Source organism: Nonomuraea africana (genome assembly GCF_014873535.1).
GTDB classification, from domain to species: domain Bacteria; phylum Actinomycetota; class Actinomycetes; order Streptosporangiales; family Streptosporangiaceae; genus Nonomuraea; species Nonomuraea africana.
In genome coordinates this window covers 2,966,413-2,984,509 of record NZ_JADBEF010000001.1, presented here as the reverse complement: position 1 = coordinate 2,984,509, position 18,097 = coordinate 2,966,413, and the positions used below count along the sequence as shown (strand labels likewise).

General features: G+C 68.1%; 21 protein-coding genes and 3 pseudogenes. 9 read left to right on the top strand and 15 right to left on the bottom strand.

Going from position 1 to position 18,097, the window contains the following annotated elements:
* Positions 1 to 425 precede the first annotated feature (425 nt).
* Together H4W81_RS14105 and H4W81_RS14100 are read left to right on the top strand one after the other, a co-directional pair.
* Positions 426 to 920, top strand: a complete 495-nt coding sequence (locus H4W81_RS14105) for an RICIN domain-containing protein (RefSeq protein WP_192775218.1) — start codon at positions 426 to 428, stop codon at positions 918 to 920.
* 130 nt (positions 921 to 1,050) lie between these two features.
* Positions 1,051 to 1,428, top strand: a complete 378-nt coding sequence (locus H4W81_RS14100; protein WP_192775217.1) for a sensor histidine kinase — start codon at positions 1,051 to 1,053, stop codon at positions 1,426 to 1,428.
* 257 nt (positions 1,429 to 1,685) lie between these two features.
* Here H4W81_RS14100 and H4W81_RS14095 read toward each other — a convergent pair whose 3' ends face one another.
* Positions 1,686 to 2,981, bottom strand: a complete 1,296-nt coding sequence (locus tag H4W81_RS14095) for a multicopper oxidase family protein (RefSeq protein WP_318781735.1) — start codon at positions 2,979 to 2,981, stop codon at positions 1,686 to 1,688.
* Between the two features lie 721 nt (positions 2,982 to 3,702).
* A complete protein-coding gene (locus H4W81_RS14090) occupies positions 3,703 to 4,272 on the bottom strand; it encodes a hypothetical protein (RefSeq protein WP_225958617.1) in 570 nt (189 codons plus the stop codon).
* A gap of 563 nt (positions 4,273 to 4,835) precedes the next feature.
* Between H4W81_RS14090 and H4W81_RS48600 the strand changes: the two genes are divergently transcribed.
* Positions 4,836 to 4,961, top strand: coding sequence for a hypothetical protein (locus H4W81_RS48600; protein ID WP_264083162.1), 126 nt, complete (start codon positions 4,836 to 4,838; stop codon positions 4,959 to 4,961).
* A 333-nt stretch (positions 4,962 to 5,294) separates the two neighbouring features.
* On the opposite strand, the gene H4W81_RS14085 is transcribed toward H4W81_RS48600, so the two are convergent.
* Positions 5,295 to 5,687 carry a hypothetical protein gene (locus tag H4W81_RS14085; RefSeq protein WP_192775214.1) on the bottom strand — a complete coding sequence of 131 codons (393 nt, stop codon included), beginning with the start codon at positions 5,685 to 5,687 and terminating at the stop codon, positions 5,295 to 5,297.
* A gap of 207 nt (positions 5,688 to 5,894) precedes the next feature.
* Between H4W81_RS14085 and H4W81_RS14080 the strand changes: the two genes are divergently transcribed.
* Positions 5,895 to 6,413, top strand: coding sequence for a hypothetical protein (locus H4W81_RS14080; RefSeq protein WP_192775213.1), 519 nt, complete (start codon positions 5,895 to 5,897; stop codon positions 6,411 to 6,413).
* Positions 6,414 to 6,544: 131 nt separating this feature from the next.
* Here the strand turns inward: H4W81_RS14080 and H4W81_RS14075 are convergent, their stop codons facing one another.
* The 3 genes from H4W81_RS14075 to H4W81_RS14065 all read right to left on the bottom strand — a co-directional run bounded on the left by H4W81_RS14075 (position 6,545) and on the right by H4W81_RS14065 (position 8,981).
* Positions 6,545 to 7,312, bottom strand: a complete 768-nt coding sequence (locus tag H4W81_RS14075; protein ID WP_192775212.1) for a hypothetical protein — start codon at positions 7,310 to 7,312, stop codon at positions 6,545 to 6,547.
* Positions 7,313 to 7,839: 527 nt separating this feature from the next.
* Positions 7,840 to 8,592, bottom strand: coding sequence for a nitrilase-related carbon-nitrogen hydrolase (locus H4W81_RS14070; protein WP_318781734.1), 753 nt, complete (start codon positions 8,590 to 8,592; stop codon positions 7,840 to 7,842).
* 176 nt (positions 8,593 to 8,768) lie between these two features.
* Complete coding sequence (locus tag H4W81_RS14065) at positions 8,769 to 8,981, bottom strand: hypothetical protein (protein WP_192775211.1); 213 nt, start codon at positions 8,979 to 8,981, stop codon at positions 8,769 to 8,771.
* A 179-nt stretch (positions 8,982 to 9,160) separates the two neighbouring features.
* Here H4W81_RS14065 and H4W81_RS14060 point away from each other — a divergent pair, with 179 nt between their 5' ends.
* Positions 9,161 to 9,598, top strand: coding sequence for an NUDIX domain-containing protein (locus tag H4W81_RS14060; protein ID WP_192775210.1), 438 nt, complete (start codon positions 9,161 to 9,163; stop codon positions 9,596 to 9,598).
* Between the two features lie 98 nt (positions 9,599 to 9,696).
* On the opposite strand, the gene H4W81_RS14055 is transcribed toward H4W81_RS14060, so the two are convergent.
* The 4 genes and pseudogenes from H4W81_RS14055 to H4W81_RS47175 form a co-directional block, all read right to left on the bottom strand.
* On the bottom strand, positions 9,697 to 10,026 hold the full coding sequence (locus tag H4W81_RS14055) for a hypothetical protein (protein WP_192775209.1): 330 nt from the start codon (positions 10,024 to 10,026) through the stop codon (positions 9,697 to 9,699).
* 305 nt (positions 10,027 to 10,331) lie between these two features.
* Positions 10,332 to 11,237 carry an MOSC domain-containing protein gene (locus H4W81_RS14045; protein ID WP_225959664.1) on the bottom strand — a complete coding sequence of 302 codons (906 nt, stop codon included), beginning with the start codon at positions 11,235 to 11,237 and terminating at the stop codon, positions 10,332 to 10,334.
* Positions 11,238 to 11,256: 19 nt separating this feature from the next.
* Complete coding sequence (locus tag H4W81_RS14040; RefSeq protein ID WP_192775208.1) at positions 11,257 to 11,676, bottom strand: group I truncated hemoglobin; 420 nt, start codon at positions 11,674 to 11,676, stop codon at positions 11,257 to 11,259.
* Positions 11,677 to 11,881: 205 nt separating this feature from the next.
* Positions 11,882 to 12,071: pseudogene (locus H4W81_RS47175) on the bottom strand (IS5-like element ISDge16 family transposase); the annotation flags it as partial.
* A 122-nt stretch (positions 12,072 to 12,193) separates the two neighbouring features.
* Between H4W81_RS47175 and H4W81_RS49300 the strand changes: the two are divergent.
* Positions 12,194 to 12,930: pseudogene (locus H4W81_RS49300) on the top strand (helix-turn-helix domain-containing protein); the annotation flags it as partial.
* Positions 12,931 to 12,958: 28 nt separating this feature from the next.
* On the opposite strand, the gene H4W81_RS14030 reads toward H4W81_RS49300, so the two are convergent.
* Both H4W81_RS14030 and H4W81_RS14025 read right to left on the bottom strand, forming a co-directional pair.
* Entirely contained in the window at positions 12,959 to 13,399 is a 441-nt protein-coding gene (locus H4W81_RS14030; RefSeq protein ID WP_192775207.1) for a hypothetical protein, read from the bottom strand.
* 169 nt (positions 13,400 to 13,568) lie between these two features.
* On the bottom strand, positions 13,569 to 13,775 hold the full coding sequence (locus tag H4W81_RS14025; protein ID WP_192775206.1) for a hypothetical protein: 207 nt from the start codon (positions 13,773 to 13,775) through the stop codon (positions 13,569 to 13,571).
* Between the two features lie 81 nt (positions 13,776 to 13,856).
* Between H4W81_RS14025 and H4W81_RS14020 the strand changes: the two genes are divergently transcribed.
* The 3 genes and pseudogenes from H4W81_RS14020 (at position 13,857) to H4W81_RS14010 (ending at position 15,320) form a co-directional block, all read left to right on the top strand.
* Positions 13,857 to 14,294, top strand: coding sequence for a hypothetical protein (locus tag H4W81_RS14020; protein WP_192775205.1), 438 nt, complete (start codon positions 13,857 to 13,859; stop codon positions 14,292 to 14,294).
* A 109-nt stretch (positions 14,295 to 14,403) separates the two neighbouring features.
* A pseudogene (locus H4W81_RS14015) lies at positions 14,404 to 14,595 on the top strand (transposase); the annotation flags it as partial.
* A 146-nt stretch (positions 14,596 to 14,741) separates the two neighbouring features.
* Positions 14,742 to 15,320 (top strand): dihydrofolate reductase family protein, encoded by a 579-nt coding sequence (locus H4W81_RS14010; protein WP_192775203.1) that lies wholly within the window; start codon positions 14,742 to 14,744, stop codon positions 15,318 to 15,320.
* On the opposite strand, the gene H4W81_RS14005 is transcribed toward H4W81_RS14010, so the two are convergent.
* The 3 genes from H4W81_RS14005 to H4W81_RS49295 form a co-directional block, all read right to left on the bottom strand.
* The gene (locus H4W81_RS14005) at positions 15,302 to 15,823 is read right to left on the bottom strand and encodes a helix-turn-helix domain-containing protein (protein WP_318781732.1); all 522 of its coding nucleotides are present in this window, start codon (positions 15,821 to 15,823) and stop codon (positions 15,302 to 15,304) included. The genes H4W81_RS14010 and H4W81_RS14005 overlap by 19 nt on opposite strands.
* 327 nt (positions 15,824 to 16,150) lie before the next feature.
* Positions 16,151 to 17,428: an urease subunit alpha gene (locus H4W81_RS47165; protein WP_318781731.1), complete on the bottom strand. Its 1,278-nt coding sequence runs from the start codon at positions 17,426 to 17,428 to the stop codon at positions 16,151 to 16,153.
* Complete coding sequence (locus tag H4W81_RS49295) at positions 17,425 to 18,042, bottom strand: urease subunit beta (protein WP_318781730.1); 618 nt, start codon at positions 18,040 to 18,042, stop codon at positions 17,425 to 17,427. Before H4W81_RS49295 ends, H4W81_RS47165 begins: the two co-directional genes overlap by 4 nt.
* Positions 18,043 to 18,097: the final 55 nt, after the last annotated feature.

Below are 18,097 nucleotides of genomic sequence, written 5' to 3'. Positions count from 1 at the left end.
ATGCGCTCGCTGATCACATCAACTGTTGACCGCGGCTCGCCGATCGCGTGCGTTGCAGGCCTGAATGCCTGTGCGCGCAAGCGACGCACGTGGCCGTTGACAAGAGGTCAGCGGAAGGTCGATCGGTGTCAGGAGCCGCTGCCACTGGTTGGGGAGGCGCGGAGAGGAGCCATTCGCCGAGAAAAGCATTGTTTGCCTGCCTGATGAGGGGTGTCGAACAATCTTGCCGCCACGATCCTGGTGCCACAGGCCTCGGCGGGCAAGCGGTCACAAGACCGCTTGCCCGCCGGGAACCGCCGGGAGCCGGCACACGGGCGTGTGACCTGTCCCGGCCTGCTCGCAGATCGGGATCAGCGACTGCTGATGATCGCGACCAGTCTCGTGATCCCATCCCCCCTTGATCGACCACCCGAGAAAGGACATCCATGCGCACGAGCTCCAAGACCGCCGCCGTGGTCGTGACCGCCCTGACCGTGCTGTCCCTGCCGCCCACCGCGTCCGCACAAGCCGGCGTGGCCTCCGTCGGGCCCGGGCGGGCGTACGTCAACGGCGCGACCGGCATGTGTCTGGCCGTGGCCCGGGGAGAGGTGAAGGCGGCGAAGCCGGTGATCCAGTGGCCCTGCACCGGGGGCAAGGAGCAGCGCTGGATCTATCGGCCCGACCGCCGGCTCGTGAACGTCAAGACCGGGCTGTGCCTGGCCATCGGGCGCGGTGAGAAGAAGCAGGGGAAGATCGCGATCCAGTGGCCGTGCACGGACGGCGGACTGGCGCAGGAGTGGATCTACGACGGTCTGCAGCGGCTTCGGAACAGGGCCACAGGCATGTGCCTCGCCATTGGGAGCGGCGAGAAGCGCAAGGGCAAGAAGGCGATCCAGTGGCCCTGCAAGATCACCTCCGAGCAGGCCTGGCTCCGGCGATGACCGTTCCCGCGCAGCTCCTCTGTACGGCCTGCTCAGGCGCACTCGACCGGTTGACGAGCGATGGAAGAAGCAGATGATCAATAGCTCGCATGGGGAACTCGAAACAGGCAGTCGCACAGCCTCACAGGCTTTGGCGGACTACTTGGCGGAATGGTCGCTGCAGACCGGGATCACGGTGGAGATATGGGCTCTGCCGAAACAGCCGCTCCCCGCCGTGATCGCCGAGATCGTCCTTGGCACGATCCGTGATGTCCTGCAGGAGGTGGAACGGCAGGCATCGACCTGTACCGTCTCCATCGCCCTCACCGTGGCTGCCAGCGGGTTGCGCTTGACCGTCAGCGATGACGGCTCCGGGATGTCGGCGGAGTTCGAGGCCCGTCTACACGGCCGGCGGGCCGAAGTCGCCGGACTGGGCGGCCGCCTCACCGTCAATGGCGTACGGGGAGAAGGCACCACGATAAGCGCCGCCGTTCCCCCTGACCGGTTGTCTCGGAGCGGCCTGGCCTGACGTCGTCCGCGCGCGTCCACGCTCGGGCCACCAGCGTGGCGATCCGCTCGAACAGGTCTCGCTTCATCTGCGCCGACCGGGCGCCCAGCCCCTACTTGGCCAGGTCCACCAGCTGCCGCTGCGGCACCGACGGATCAAGCTCCAACCGGCCCAGCCCCGTGGCGAGGATCTCCTCCACCCGACAACGCCTTCTCCAGACCGGCCCGGACGCCTTGGACGGGCCAGTCCGCCACCGCTCCCACTCCGACACCTGAGCGTCAACGGGTGATCTCCATCTGGGCCATCATGCCCATCTGTGAGTGTTCGAGCAGGTGGCAGTGGTACATGAAGCGCCCGGTGTAGTCGCCGAAGGTGGCCTGCACCCGCACCGACTCCCCGGGTCTGATGTGCACGGTGTCCTTGCGGCCCGTCTCGCCCGGCAGCGGCGGGTTGCCGTCGCGGTCCAGCACCCGGAACTGCACCAGGTGGGTGTGGAAGTTGTGCGGGACCTGGTACTGGACGTCGCCGTTGGTGATGCGCCAGATCTCGGTGGTGCCCAGCTTGATCTTCGCGTCGATGCGGTTCGGGTCGAACGGCCGGCCGTTGATCAGGCCCATCGGCACGTCGCCGACGAACCCGAATCCGAGCACCACCTCGCGAGTGGCGGTCGCCTCGGGCAGGGCAGGCAGTTCACGCAGCCGGTCGGGCACCCGGCTGTTGTCGCGGGCCCGCCGTACGACGTCGAAGCGGAGCACCGGGCCGGTCGTGTCGGCCAGGAGCAGCTGGGTGCCCAGCGGATGGCGGGAGAAGTCCACCACGATCTCGATGCGCTCGCCGGGGCTGATCAGCAGCGTGGTCCGCGGCACGGGGGCGGGCAGCAGGCCGCCGTCGGTGGCGATCTGCGTCATCTCGACTCCGCCCAGGCTGAGGGTGAAGTCGCGGTGGGTGGAGACGTTGAGCAGGCGCAGGCGGTACTTGCGTGCCGCGACCGGGAAGTACGGCGAGGGCTTGCCGTTGGCCAGGAGGGTGGTGCGGTACTCCGGCTCGGCGAAGACGAGGGCGCCGGACTCGTCGAAGGCGGCGTCGCGTAGCAGGATCGGGATGTCGTACTCGCCGTCGGGCAGCCCCAGGTGCCGCTCGCTGTCGTCTTCCAGCAGGTAGGCGCCGTGCAGGCCGCGGAAGACGTGCTCCGCTTCGGTGTGGTGGCTGTGGTCGTGGTACCAGAGCGTCGCGCCCTGCTGCCGGTTGGGATAGCTGTAGAGCCTGGCCCCGCCGGGGTGGATGAGGTCCATCGGGTGGCCGTCGCTGGCCGCCGGCACGTGCCCACCGTGCAGATGCACGTTGGAGGCTGCCTGCAGGTGGTTGCGGAAGGTGATCAGGGTACGGCGTGCGCTCTTGGCGCGGATGGTCGGAGCGACGAAGTGGTTGCCGTAGGTGAGCACGGGAGTCCGGACGCCGGGCAGGATCTCGGCCTCGATCTGGCGGATGGCCAGCTCATAGACGTCCGCGTCGGGCAGCTGGGCGATCGGCCGCAGCACCGGTGGCACGGGCATGCGCACGGAGAAGGGAGCCACCGGCGCCCGGGTGCTGGTGGTGGCTTTGGGGGAGCTCGAACCGTGCCCGTGGCGTGGGTGGGGCGGGGTTTGCTGGGCGACAGCCGACGGTTCCATCGCCTTGGGCATGAGGACCGCCGCCCCTGCGACTCCACCGAGCGTGAATAACTTCCTACGACTCAGCATTTCCACCCCAATCACCGCAGAAGCTGGAGAGCCATATCTTGCGCGCCGCGACTCCGCGTTCCGGCGATCTCGCAAGACCTCTTGCAGCATTCATGGGTGCGCCCGGCCCTCAAGGAGGCCGGCCCCGGCGCGTGCGCCACCCGGAGGCCCTGAACGGCGTAGCCACCCGGCCAGGACGAAATATGTAATGACCCGAAATGCGGGAAGGAATGCTGTCGGCCGCCTTGACAGCCTTGAGGTGCTGCCGGCGCGCCCAGCGATGGGAGTAAACCGTGCTGCAAAGCTCCAGCTGGATTGCGCGGAGCGGCTGCAGGAGGCGGGGCGCAGGGTCGTGCTGGGCGGGAACATGGCGCCGCTGGTGCCGCGCGGGGCCGTCCACGCCGTGCACTGCGGCCAGTTCCACGTCCGTTTCGCCAGGGAGCTGGCGGAAAGCGCCGGGGGAGAGACCAAAAGCTGGCCGGGCGCGGTCTGTCGGCCGACCGGATCGGCTGGGTGCCCGACTACCGGCACCTGGACGGCTACCGCGGGAGCACGCTGGGGCGCCGGAACCCACCGGTTATTGCTTAATGATCTTGCTTGGCTTAGCGGGCTCGTCGATCTCCCATGGCCGGGGCCACTGGCCGGAGGGCGGCGGCGGACCGGCGATGCCGAGATCGCGGCGAGCGCTGGCATAGAAGGCGTCGCGGGCGCGGCTCATCGCGCCTACGGCGCTGACCCAACCATCTGGGTCACTGCGCATGCCCTTGGCGTAGAGTTCAACGTTCCAGACCGCTTCGTGCCAGGTGCGGGCTGCGGCCACGGTTGCCGCATCGCCCACCAGGAGCACCGACTCCCACTCGGCGGCCCGCTTGGTCTCAGCCTCGTCGAGCTGGGCCAGCCCCTCCTCGATGTCTATCGGGTTGCCGGTGCGGGGTAAGCCCCGGGCAGCGCCGATGCGCTGGGCGAGGTGAATCTGGATCTTCAGGAGGTGGGCATAGCGGGCGTAGCTGTGGAAGCGCTCGTTGTCCCATCGCTCAGTTCTCGCGCGCCGCCAGCGGCCGCGTTCGGTGAGGCTGGAGGCGGCATAGGAGCCGACCGCACCGACGACGACGCCAAGGAGGGCGGGTAGCTGGTCAACGAAAGGCATCGTTCCTCCTGCGGTCATACAAGTTGTCGAAAGCGGACTACCTCGACGCGGTCCGCGGCGACAACCGCCCTGACACCGCCGAAGCCACCAACGCCTCGTAAATTTTGCGCCTTCCGCGCTGATCGCCCTGACCACGGCCCCAGGTGCTCGACGATCAAGACCATCACGGAAAACGCACCTCGGCGGCCGCCCGAACGTTCCGCTCAGTCGCGGGAATCGCGGCGCCGTACAATCGCGTCGCTGATCTGACGCGCCGCATCGAGCTCGGGCGCCACCCAGGGGCGCAGGCCGGTGTCCCCCACCTCCGCCGGTTCGGCGATTACCTGCGGCAACGGCCCCTCGTCCAGGCTGGACCGCCACGTCGCCGGGTCCGGCCGCTCGGGCAGGTACCGGAACCGCTCTGCGCATGATCACTCATGTCTATCATTACGGCCCCAACCCCCAGGAAGTTCCCTGCCCGAATCGTGAATTCCTCTACACCCACAGGACCCAAGCTCACGGAACCGCTCACTCCAGCAGGGCCGGTGACTGCCTCAACGCCGGGACGGCGTAGCCAAACGCGTGTGTGGGAGCTGACCTTCGACATCGGTGCGGACCGGCTCGAGATCCTCTATGCGTATCTCGACCGATCCGACCCCGACGCCGAAGCGATCAAGGTGTACTACTTCCCCTGGGGACGGCCTCGATAGACGGGGCTGGCCGGGCGGCGATCCGGGCCAGATCGGAGGCGGTCGCCTGCAGCTCCTTGACGAACGTATCCCGGTTCCAGGCGGCGGGTCATCTCTACCCACAGCTGGCGGGCGTGCTCGTCGCTGTACTGGCTGAAGCTGATCGCGCAGGTCAGGTCGCGGATCGTGTTCGATGCCGAGACCATGACGGCCGTCTCCGGCATGCTCCAACTCATCGTCGCGCTCACCCAGACCAGGTCGTAAAAACGAGGTGATAGCCCGCGCACGGCGCGGGCCACCCCTAAGGTCAACCGCCCGCGCCACCTCCCTGCATGGGGCGCGGCGCAGGGCCTGTCAGGGCGTCAGCCTTAGCTCGCGCAGTTGCGCGGGCCGCAGCGGCCGCCAGCCGCTGGTGTCGAGCTTGGCCAGTTCCGCCTCGACGTCCACGTTGATGACGCCGAAGAAGTTGATGTTATCGCTGTGGCCGGGCGAGATGTGGGAGAGGATCTCGTCGCTCACCTCCGACGCTCGCGGATGTGGGAGCACCGCTGCGTCGGTTAAGTCCCGCGGGGTACGCAGCACCCCGTCGTCGACGGCGTCCAGCCGGCCCACCAGCCCTTCCAGCAGGGTAAGTCCGGGCCCCGGCGCGAGGATGGGCCAGCCCGCGAATTGGCACAGCGCCCTGGTCACCGCAGGCACTTGCGATTCGACCCCCAGCACCCGGGCCGCCAGCTCTACACGCCCCACGACGCACCGTCCCAATCCGTCCCGTCGTCAGCGACATCCTCACACCTACAGGCCGCGCGTTGGGGTGAGCGTCACGATTCGGAAGGGGTACCCATGCTGCGCGGTGCTGTGTTTCCGCAGGTTGTGGTGTGCGATATCTATCCTTTGTGTCAAGCTGCGGCCCCTCTCTCCGAGGTACTTGGTCTGCACCCCAGTACGGTTGTGGTCGTGGCCGATCTGACTTCAGCCGAGCGGGAGCTGACCGAGGTCTTGAGCGCCTGGGCGGCGTTCTCCCCGGCTCCGGCAGATCACCGGTACGGCTCGCTGTACGAGCTGCTGCTCGACGTAGGCGAGTGGTTCACTCCAGCAGCCCTTCCTCCCGGTGTTGGACGAGGGCCGATGGGGTTCTGCAATGGCAATGCTGCCGAGACTGTTGCTCAGGGCTGGCCCGATGCCCGCGGCTGGATCTACGTGGAGGGCTTCGCCCTGGTCGCCACGGGCGGCAATCGGCTGCCTGTCCCGCACGCCTGGGTCTGCCCCGCGTCCGGCCGGACGGCCATGGAAGTCACGTGGCCGCCGGGCAGGGGCATGGCCTACCTGGGGGACGCGCTGAGCCCGGCCGTCTGGACGCACCGCCCGCCGTACGATTCCTCCCCGCTGCTGGACGCTCACGAGCGACGGGAGCTGCTGCGCGTGGGCCTGCCGAACAGCTGGCACGTACGGCCCGAGGCGGAACTCGGGGCATGATGCTGGAACGAAGAGCCACGCCGACCCCTGCCTGGTCGACGCCCCAAGCGTGACTCCTCGGGGCTGATCGTATCCAGCCCGAGTTCGTGCGACGTCTTCAGGCAGGTCATGATCGGGGGCCGCCAGGCCGGCTATGCGTGTGGATTGGGGCGGACTTTGGTCTCAGGCACGCGCTGCTCGGCCAGCTTGGCATGAACCGGGCAGGCCAGCTCTCCAAGTGGCATTCCAGGCAGGTCAACCAGCATGCCGTACAGGTTTGTCTCATCGCACGGTTGCCTGTCTTCGATCTCGTCGATCCACTCCTCATCGGCACCGCCGCGGATCAGCTCGCAGACGCTGCCGAAGCGGGTGGCCTCGTTTACCGCAGTGCGCGCCGCCTTCATGGCGTTGACGGCTGAGGCCAGGTGGCGGCGCGCCGCCGGGTGCAGGAGGCGGTCTCGGTCGGTGGCGACCCCGTCGGCTTCGTCGCGCAGGTTCTCCACCGCTTCCAGCAGTTCCATCAGGTAGAGTGCCGCGTCGCCGTCACGCTCGATCGCCTCGTAGGCGTCCTCGCGCCGCTGGCACGGGTCGGCGGCACGGGCGATGGGTCCTACCTGGCCGGGCGTGGCGAGCTTGCGTGACTGCAGGGCGAGCACGGGTGCGAACAGCAGAGGTCGGTTGCCATCCGCGTCCGGGTCGCCGGTGGCGATGCGCTCGCCCGGTCCGGCGAGGCCGCCGTGTTCGCTGATCGGCAGGTGCTCGACTCTGGCCACGACCGCCCACCCGGCCGAGTTCCCTGGTTCATGGCCTGGTTCGATCTCCTCGACGTCGATCTGGACGGGCGTCGCTGCGGGGAAGCTTTCGGCGAGGGTGGCCAGGTCGCCGGTGGTGCCCACGATGCGCGCCTGCCCGTACTCCATGCTCATCACTCCTTCTCCACCTCCGGGACCTGGCTACTTGCGATCGGCCTGGCCGATGGCACTGTCGGGCGTGCTGTGCGGCATCGGGCGGCTGCCCGGGTCCACCGAACCACCGGACCGACACCGCGGTCACGCTGGCACGGGCCAAGAGCTGGCACCGCTCACGCTCGATCCGGCTGCTCGCTCCGGACAGCGCGAGGACGCCTGCACCGCCGCTGCCCGCGGCCGGTTCGGCGAGGAAGCCCTCCCAGGGCTCGCTCAGCTCGTGCTCGACGATCTCGGCGGCCACACCGCCAACCTACTGGAGGTAGTTCTCCACCTCCGACACGGGAGCGGGCAGGGAGGGGGCCGTACCGAACCACCTCTACCTGGGCGCGCTCGCCTGCTGCGCGCGCCGGAGCGCAACCTGGGCAGACACCCGCCGACGCCGGCCACGCAGGGTAACCCGCCACGAGCTACCTCGCTGATGGAGAGTTATCGGCCGAGATGTCCAGAGCCGTGAGAGGCCCACTACTAGGGAAGTTCTGTCACAGGTTCGATACGTCGCGTCTCTGGCTGAGATACCAGTTGCTCGTCTGGTTCACATCGATGGTGGTCCTGAGTGATTCGGGGCCGGTGGAGACGGTCTCCGCCAGAACCTCGCCTCGGGGAGAGACGATCATGCTGGGGCAGTGCTGGAGAGGCTCGGCGGCATTGCAGGCCAGGACAAACCGCTGGTTCTCGGCCGCCCGGCTGATCAGGTGGCTGCGCCAGACACCAGAGGGCTCGGTGGGATTGGCCGCGTGGGTGAGATAGACCAGCACCTCGGCGCCAGCGTCGACCAGGTGCCGCCACTGCTCGGGGAATCGGATCTCACGGCAGATCTGCACACCCACCGTGACCGTCCCTGCTCGGGTGGCGATGCTCAGCGGAGCCAACCGAGCTCCTGAGCGCAGGCGGCCTCGTTCGTTCATCGCCAGGTTGATCTTACGGTAGTCCCATCGCTCGGCGTTGGGACCGAAGTAGAGCGCGGCGTTCCACCATGCGCTGTGCTCCCAGATCAACGATCCGCAGAACACGTGCACGCCATGTTGGCGGGCGAGATCGGCCACGTAGCTGGCGGCCTGGCCCGCCGCATCGGCACGGGAGCGATCGTCGAGCGCCGACAGGTCCGTCCCGTACCCTGACAGCGCTCCTTCTGGAAGAAGGACGAGGTCGTCGGCCTGCGTCTGGGTGAGAACGTCGCGGATACGCTGCAGGTTGTCCTCGACCGTCCAGCTGACCTGGATCTGCGCGGCCACGACCGACAGCAGTCGTGGTGGCTCTCCTCTGGTGGGTGTGTGGGTCACATGCGAACGATATGGCCGGTTCCAGGTTGTGTCGGATGGCCCGGACCGGCGGTTGGTGAAGGGCTTGGCTGTGGCCACGGCTGTGATCGTCGTGACTGGCACATAGTGGTACTGGCCAGCGTCATGGCTCACCACGGCATCGTCCAACTGTTGAGCAGTCGCCGCCCGGGCTCAGCAGAGTTGCTGTCCACCAGGGCTTCGATGTGGTCGCCCTGGTACAGCGTCAGCGTGACTCCGTGCAGCACGCTGGAGAACTCCGATGACCGCGGCGCCTCCACGACAGGCGGGACCTGGGCGCGCAACTCGCCCGGGGTGAGCTCGACGGCGTGGCCGTCTCCCATGACGAGCGCTCGGTCGGGCCACCACCCCTGGAATACCCCGATCGGGCGCTGGTCCCACAACCACGGCTACGTCGTGGCAGTGATCAGCCGCCGGTCCAGCCTTGGCGGCTCGCACACCGGGGCTGGCGATGAACCGGGTTCCCCGCCCCGGCCTTGACTCGCTGGAATAGGTTGCCGAGGTGAAGGTACGTGTCACGGGCGTGGTCATCGAGGACGATCGGATCCTGCTGTTGGACCAGGACACCGGCACCGGCCGCTCCTGGTCGCTGCCCGGCGGCAAAGTCGAGCCCGGCGAGACGCTCAGCGACGCCCTCGTCCGGGAGATGCGCGAGGAGACCGGCATCAGCGTGGCGGTCGGCCGGTTGCTGTACGTGTGCGACCATCTGCCCGATGGCGGCACCCACGTCATCCACATGACCTTCGAAGCCGCCCGGGTCGGCGGCGAGGTGGGCGCGGTCGCCGACGGCGCCGACACCACGCCGATCCGCGGCGTGCGGTTCGTGCCGCTGGCCGCCCTGCCCGAGATCGGCTTCTCACCCCGGTTCGCCGAGCTGGCTCAGGCAGGATGGCCCGACGCCGGCTCCTACCTGGGCCCCAAGTCCGCCATCGGATTGTGACCCGGGCGGGCGCGCTGAGCGACTTCGCATGAGCCGGGCGATCAGTTCGTGAGCCGCCCCGCCAGGAGAAGGAAAGGTGCCTCCGGCGGGGCGTGGTCTCATGCTGGCACACCTCCGGCACGCTCTGCCGTCACCGGCAGCGCGGCGATGCGGTGGCTGGCGATTGCCTCGGTCGTGTCGGCATTCTCCTTGCGCCGCTTGATCAGCGCGGCCAGGTCGCAGCCCGCGCCGCTCCAGCCCCTTCCAAGTGGAGCCGGCCCCTGATCATGCAACCCTCGATGGGCCAGCACCAGCTGCAGCCGTCCGGGCTCGGCCCGCGGGCGGCCGGCCCCGCCGTACGCGATCCACCGCCACTCGGGGCCGGGCGGGCGCGGCGCCCATCCCGCCGGCGACCTTCTCCCGGTGCTCGTCCTCCTGATCGGCCGCATATGGCACGTGCAGGAAGGCCTGCTGCCGCTCGTTGAGCTCCGCCCCAGGCGCGTGCCGTGCTGGGCGGCGACCGGACTCACGACGGTGGCTCCGCACCGGCGGCCGACCCCGGCGCGTCGCCGACGCGCTCGGCAGCGCCGGGCCTCAATCCTCGTTGGGAGCCGTTCCCCGCCGAGGAACTGAGGCGAATCCACCCGGCTTCGACCACGAGGCGTACAAGCAGCGCAACACCGTCGAACGATGCACCAACCGCCTCAAGCAGTGGCGCCGGCATCGCCACCCGCTACGACAAGACCGCCACCATCTACCTGGCCGGACTCCACATCGCAGAGATCTTCCTTTGGTCCGCCCGATGATCCAAACGAGACTGCCTAGGTCCCGGACTCCAGCCTGATGGCGTCACCGCGGCGGACCCGCCCGCCCCGCAGTACGGAGGCGTACACACCGACATTGACCTCATGGTCTGAGCTGCCGTGCGCAGGATGCCGGGATCCCTGGGGAGATCGCCCTGGTCTAGGGTGATCATCACACATCGGGGGCATGGCCCGGTGACAGCCAGGCGCACCTCGTCCCCGACTCGGAGCGTCTGGCCGATCCAGGTGTCCTCCACGAAGTCCTTCACGTGCTCGAACGTCTCCACGACGACGTTCGGCCGGAAGCGCCGGACCTCGAATCGGCCCTGGGGATAGAGCTCGCGGAGCCGGTCGAGGGTCGCGGTGGCCAGCACGTGGATGACGGCACAGTCGAAGAACGTGCCATCCGGCAGGTCGAAGTCGGTGACGGTTTCCCGATAGTCGAGGCCGTCGATGTCCGGCCAGTATTCCTCGGCCTGTCGCTCCCGGCTGGACTCGGCGGACGCGAGCGTCACCTTGCGACCGAGCGCACGCGAAAGAGACTCCTGGAGGTTCGCTTCGTCGCTGGCAAACACCGTGCCATCCGGCAGGGTGACGCGGACGGCAGGCATCTTCGCGCCGCTGTGCGGAGGCTCGACGAACGCGGCGCGGTACTGGAACATCTCCGGCCACTTGCGTGGGTTCTTCGCGCTGGCGATCCTCCCGTCGGAGGCGTCCAGCAGAGCGTAGGCGCGGTCTCCCAGCAGTCCACGTTTGCCGACCTCGGCGGCGTTCAGCTCCTCTCCCATCATGGACTTGACGGGATACCGCCAGAGGGAGACGACCTCACCAATGGCGTCTTCTGCTGGCTGCGACATGGCCGCCACCTGCGCTTCTTTACTGGTTCGGTGGGCCCGCCCCGAGCGGAGGCACCACGACAATGGCGTCCTTGGTGCTCTCGACGATGGCGACGAGCTCGCTCTCCTCTGCGGGTGGCACTTGAAACTTCGCCAACGACTGGTGCAGGTCGTCCATGAAGGAGTCCCACTCGTCCTCGGTGATGGACAGGTGGCGGTGTGAATCGCCCATGGGCCGTCCGGAGTACTGCTGCGGACCGCCTCCGGCCCAGCAGACCATCTCCGTGACGAGGAACTTGAAACCTGCCGGGGAGACGCGGTGGTGCGCCTCGTCCACGGCGGGATTCTTGTTCAATCGCGGATCGCTCATGACCCGGTCGATGAGGTCGTCGACGACCGTGGCGATGTTGTAGACGCCTCCGAGACGGTCGTATAGCGACGGAGCCTGGTCAGGCTGCACTGGCCCTCCCCTTGCTTTTGTGTCAGCTCTGCACTGGATGGCCTCCTAGCAAGCCAGTCTTGCTGGCCATTTGTGCTCGAGTCAACCGATCGCCGCAGGCCAGAGGCCGACCAGGACGAAGCCGAAGACGCGGGCTTCCCGTGACCCGGCGGTGCCGGTGCACGGCGGTCTGGAGCTCCTCGTGGCCTAGGCAGTCTCGTTTGGATCATCGGGCGGACCAAAGGAAGATCTCTGCGATGTGGAGTCCGGCCAGGTAGATGGTGGCGGTCTTGTCGTAGCGGGTGGCGATGCCGGCGCCACTGCTTGAGGCGGTTGGTGCATCGTTCGACGGTGTTGCGCTGCTTGTACGCCTCGTGGTCGAAGCCGGGTGGCCTGCCGCCGCGGCTGCCTCGTCGTAAGCCCAGCACCATGATCGTTCTCAGCGCCAACTGCTGTTCCTGAACTCCTCAACCCCGATGTAGGGCGTTCCTGCCGGTTGGATGGTATTGATCACAGCCATCAGCGATCGGGAGGCCAGGTGACGCAACCGGTCAGGGTCCGCAGGCTCACGGACCAAGAAGGGCAGAAGCTACAGCGGATCGTGCGGCGCGGCACGACCAGCACAGTCCGCTACCGGCGGGCGATGATGCTGCTGGCCTCGGCCGGCGGCAACACCGTGCCGGTCATCGCCCGCCTGGTGCAGGCCGACGAGGACACCGTGCGCGATGTGATCCACCGTTTCAACGAGATCGGGCTGGCCTGCCTGGACCCTTAGTGGGCGGGCGGCCGTCCCCGCCTGCTCAGTCCTGACGACGAAGCGTTCATCGCCCAGACGGCCACCACCCGCCCGAGCAAGCTCGGCCAGCCGTTCACCCGCTGGTCCATCCGCAAGCTCCTCGACTACCTGCACCGCCTGCCCAGCCGCGCTTTCACCCTCGGCCGGGAGGTCTTACGCACCCTGCTGCACCGGCACGGCATCACCTTCCAGCGCACCAAGACCTGGAAAGACTCACCAGATTCCGACTTCGAGACCAAGCTCGACCAGATCGAATACGCCCTCCCCGAGCGGCCCGAGCGCGCACCTTCGCCTTCGACGAGTTCGGACCGCTCGGCATCCGCCCCACTTCTGGGGCCGTTCTTGAAACGGCTGGACTGAAGTTGACGGGATCCCGCCCGATCATCTGGATCGGACGGGATTTCGCGTTTGTCCTGTGTCACCGAAGGTTGAGCGCGTGCCATCGAACCTTGATCGGCGTCACAGTGTCGCGATCATGCTCCCTTCCTGGCACGAGGTAAAGACCCGTTACCTGCGGGTGTCAGTCTCGGCTACAAGCATCGTCAGGAGGATCTCGATGTCTTCATGCCTTTCGAGGTGTACCTGGCTGACAAGAACCACGAAGTTGCGGCGGATCGCAGGTTCCAACAGATCGACGATGCGACGCATCCCTTCAGGTGCCGTCCGCTGGTAGTCGTAGCCGAAGGCGTTGAGAGTGACCATGAGAACGAGATGGGCGGCCAGCAAGCGCTGGTACTTGAGGTTTCCCGGCTGCAGACCGTCCAGGAACAGGAAGACCGACCTGTAGATGTCGGGATCGCGTTCGAGCTCTGCTTTGAACCTCCTGCGCAGCTCGCCCGGGGTCATTCCCTCATCGCCGTCGCTGTCGGTGCTGGGAAGCGACGCGACCATGTCGAGCAGCTGGCCTTGGAAGAAATGCGCGGAGGCGAGCCCGCGGTCGTAAGTCATATCCTCGAACAGGCTGGCGCTAGTCCACACGTCGAAGTTGAGCTTCAGGAGCTTGAGGAAAGCCGTGTCGTCGCGGGTTGCGACCGTGGCGTCGATGTACAGGGCCGAGTCGGCGAACTGCTGGACGGTGCACCAGTGCGAGACCAGACGCTGCGCGAACGTTGGCCCACTACACCGGCCAGCGCGCCACCCCCACCCTGCTGTGGGACACCAGCAGCGCGTTGCCCAAGACCCACCCCCTGCGCTGCGCCCGCCACGTCACCGTGTGCGACATCGGCCGCCGCTTCCGCGCCCGCCGACTGCTGCCGCCCATCCCCGTCCCCGTGCTGAAGGCTCCCGACGCCGACACCCTGGCCAGCAAACCCAGAAGGTTCACTGTCGGCTATGTCGGCGACCTCGACATCCACCGCCAGGCCTACAACGCCTTCCTCGCCCTGCTCTCCGGCAGTTCCCGCATGTGGTCGTCGGGACAGGCGGCGAACGCTGCTCGTGCTGGCCGCCCGACGCCGCCACCCACCGCCGCCTCAGGGACGTCTACAGCCAGAGTCTGGCCACGATCCTGCTGCCCCCGGATTACGGCGTCTCCGGCATCGGGGTACTCGAGCAACTCGCGCAGGCGATCCTGGCCGGATGCGTCCCCGTGCTACCCACGGCGCTGAGCCCATTCGATCAGTTCATCACCGCCAGGCTGCTCATCGACAGCGAACGCGCCGCACTCGAACGCCTGCACTGGCTGAACGACATCGCCACAACGGCCGAGCACACCGCGCTGCTCGGCGACTGCCTGGATCGGCTTCAGCGCTTCAGCCTCACCCGGCAACACACGGCTCTCCGAGCGATGATCGCTGACCTGCTCCGATTGCCGTACCCACGGGGAGGAACCCCCGCGCGCTGAGCGAGTCCCGCCTCGTCTTGCTGCATTCGATCACGCAGGATCGGCCTCGGTATGCCTGCTTCCAGGGCTATCCGCCGTGGCGGCCTCATGGGTGGCGTAGCCGGTGGCCGTTCACCCGCGCCGGTGGGTCGTGGAGAGAACCCTGGCCTGGCTCACGGCGCACCGCCGGCTGGCCCGCGACTACGAACGACACCCCAAGACCTCGGAAGCCGTCATCCGCTGGGCCGCCATCAACGGCATCCTCCGTCGGATCGCCCGCGGACAACCTGCCCGCCGGCAGCTCCGCCGCACTTTCACCTAGACCTGATCAACATCTCACACGACCAAGGACGTACCGGTCGTTCAGATACGAGTTGTGGACCAGCTGTCGTTTCCGTCCAAGACGGCAACCGCGGCCGTGATCTAGCGTGGACCCGGCAGCTCGCCCGAGCATAAGGAGACAGCACAGTGCGTAACTTGGTCTACACCGGTTTCATGTCGCTCGACGGCGTCGTGGACTCGCCTGGGGGCGGGCCGGGAGAAGAACACCGCAGCGGCGGGTGGGTGTTCAAGGACCTCGAGTTCGTCCCCGAAGCCTGGTCGCTGAAGGGTGAGGAGCTCACCGACACGACAGCGCTGATGTTCGGCCGTCGCAGCTACGAGGCGTTCGCGGCGGTCTGGCCCGGCTCGGAGGACCACGCCGGCTACAAGGAGCTGCCCAAGTATGTGGTGTCGACCACGCTGTCTGACGACGCCATCGTCAACGGGTGGGGGCCGACCACGATCCTGCGCTCGACCGAGGACGTCGCGGCGCTCAAGGAGGGTGAGGGCGGCGCGATCTTCATCCACGGGAGCGCGGAGCTGGCTCGGCGGCTGTCAGACGCGGGTCTGATCGACCAGTACAACCTGCTCGTCTTTCCCGTGCTGCTCGGTGGCGGGAAGAGCCTGTTCGGCCGGGCCGACCGAGACAAGCACATGCTGACGCTGCGGGAATCGGAGAGCTACTCGAACGGGATCCTGAAGCTGGTTTACGACGTCAAACGCTGATCCAGGTCGAGGGCGATCGCGCCGCCGGCGCCCTCGCGCAGCTGCCTGATGGTGCGTCCGACGTAGGAGCGTAATGCGCGGGCCAGGTGCGGCTCGTCGAAGTAGTCGAGCTTGGCAACGACGTCGGCGGCCGGGTCGCCGGCAGCCAGCAGCTGCGCCGCCGTGCGGGCGCGCTCGATCTGCCGGATGGTGCCCTGCGTCAGTCCAGTTGCGGCGCGGAACCGGCGTTCGACCGTGCGCACCGAGACGGCTGGACGGTGACCCCGCAGCACCTCGACGAGGAGCAGGTCACGGACCACGATCCCGGCCCGGACGAGACTTTCGACCAGAGCCTCGGCGTCGTCGGGGCCGGGCGTCTCCCAGCGCGCGCCGTCCAGCCTGAACGTCCGGCGCGTGGTGTCGAGGAGTCCGATGCCGCCGTCGACCAGCGCCAGAGTGGGCACGGCCCGCAACGAGGTGCCCACGGCGAACTCGATGCCGGTAAAGGTCGCGCCCTCCGGCACCGGTGCCGTGCTGGTCCGGGTCTCGGGACCGGTGATGCCCGCGTATACCCGGCCAGCGTGTTCCCAGAACACTAGGCCCCAACGCACCCCTGCGACGGACGTCATTGCAGTGACCTGCTCGCTCGTGCATGTCCACACGGTGTCGACCCACGCCGAGTCCGACTCGCGCGTCTTGAACCGCAGTCCCACGGGGGAAGCATACGTCGCTTCGCGTTCTCCGTGGCTTGCCCGGCCATGCGGCTTTGCGCTACGGCAAGCTGTGCGGCTGCGCTGAACCAAGCTTCGACCTCGACCGCTCGACCTAACCAAGCGAACGCGGTCGCAGGCCTACCGGCCGTAGAGGTCCCACCTTGTCGCGGGGGGATACCCGCCGCGAGACGGCACGCCGTGGGTGAGGGCGGGGTTGATGGTGAGCTTGGCGATGTAGCGCAGGATGCGTTCGTTGTCGTCGGTGGTCGGCTCGGGATCGAGGGCTTTCATTTTGGCGGCGACGGCGAAGCTGCGGCGCACGGTTTCGCCGATGCGGCCCATGGCCTGGGAGTCTGAGGATGTGATGGGGATGACGCCGAGGTCGTGCAGAACGTCTTCGGCGCCGAGGGTGCCGGTGCGGATCCGGTCGGCGGCCAGGCGCAGGGCGTCGGGGCTGCCGGGATCGAGCCGGTGGACGGTGGCGATCATGTGGAGGTGCTCGGCGGCGGTATCGCGGGTGAAGAGCAGGCCGGGGTTGGTGGAGGAGCCGATGATGTTCGCGACACCCGCCATCTGCAACACGTCGGGGGCATGTCCGCCGCCGCAGCCTTCGACATGGAAGGCATGCAGGGTGCGGCCAGCGATGACGGCCAGGGTGTCGTTGACGTAGAGGGCCTCGTTGAGGGTGTCGCTGTGCAGGGCGACTTGGACGTCGTGTTCGTCGGCGATGGTCAGGGCGGTGTCGAGGGCGCGGGCGTGGGCGCCCATGTCCTCGTGGACTTTGAAGCCGGACGCGCCGCCTTCGGCGAGGGCCCGGATGAGGCCGGCGGGGTGGGAGCTGGAGCCTCGGGCCAGCAGAGCGATGTTCACGGGCCAGGCGTCGAAGGCTCGCAGCGCGTGGTGCAGTTCGGCGGGTGCGGTCACACCGCAGCCCCAGGTCGGGCCGAAGTTCTGGCTCACGACGGTGGTGACGCCGGCCGCGAGTGCGGCGTCGAGGATGCGCGGGGAGACAAGGTGGACGTGGGTGTCGACGATGCCGGGGGTCGCGATGAAGCCTTCCCCGGCGATGACGGTGGTGCTGGTGCCCACGACGACGTCGACCGCGGCGAGGGTGTCCGGATTTCCGGCCCGGCCGATCGAGTGGACTCGGCCACCCTTGACGCCGATGGACACCTTGCGGATGCCAGCGACCGGGTCGACCAGGACCACGTTGGAAACGACGAGGTCGCAGGTGTCGGTGGTGAGTTCGGCCTTCATGTGCATGCCGTCGCGGGCGGTCTTGGCGTAGCCGGTCACGAACTCCTCACCGCGCAGCTGCGCGTCATCCTCCACGCGCAGGATCAGGCTGGTGTCGGCGAGGCGGATTCGATCGCCGGTGGTGGGGCCGTGAAGCTCGGCGTACCGCAGGCTGTTCACGTGGGGTGACCTTCCTGTGCGGTGGCGGAGCCGGTGTCGAGGTAGCCGCCGGTGTGAGCGCGGTGCAGGGCCTGCTCGGCGCCGGGCGCGTCCAGCGGGCCGTCGACGAGCCCGGCGAATCCGATGACGACGCGGTTGCCGCCCAGCGGGGTGAGCGTCACGGTCCGGGGGGTGCCGGGGTCGAAGACGATGACCTGCCCGACCTGGAGGGCCAGGCGGGTGCCGTAGGCGGAGGCGCGGTCGAAGGCAAGTGCTCGGTTCGCCTCGAAGAAGTGGTAGTGGCTGCTGACGCTGACGGGCACGCCGCCGGTGTTGGTGACCGTGATCGTGACCGGGTCGGCGTGGGCGGGGACGGTGGCGGGGGCGGCCAGGACGGCGCCGGGTGCGGCCTGGGGGTCGTCGGCGGCCGGGATGGGGTCGGTGATGATGATGAGTTTGGTGCCGTCGTCGAAGACGGCCTCGACCTGGATCTCGTTGAGCAGGTGCGGGACGCCGGGCAGGACGTCGGTGGCGGTGAGGGCTTGGCGGGCCGCGGTGACCGCGTCTTCGACGCGGGCGCCGTCCCGGGCGGCCTCGCAGGCGGCGTGGGCGATGAGTGCGGTCGCTTCGGGCACGTTTGAGCCGCAGGCCACGGGCGCGGCGTTCCCGGGCGAGCAGGGTGGCCAGGTA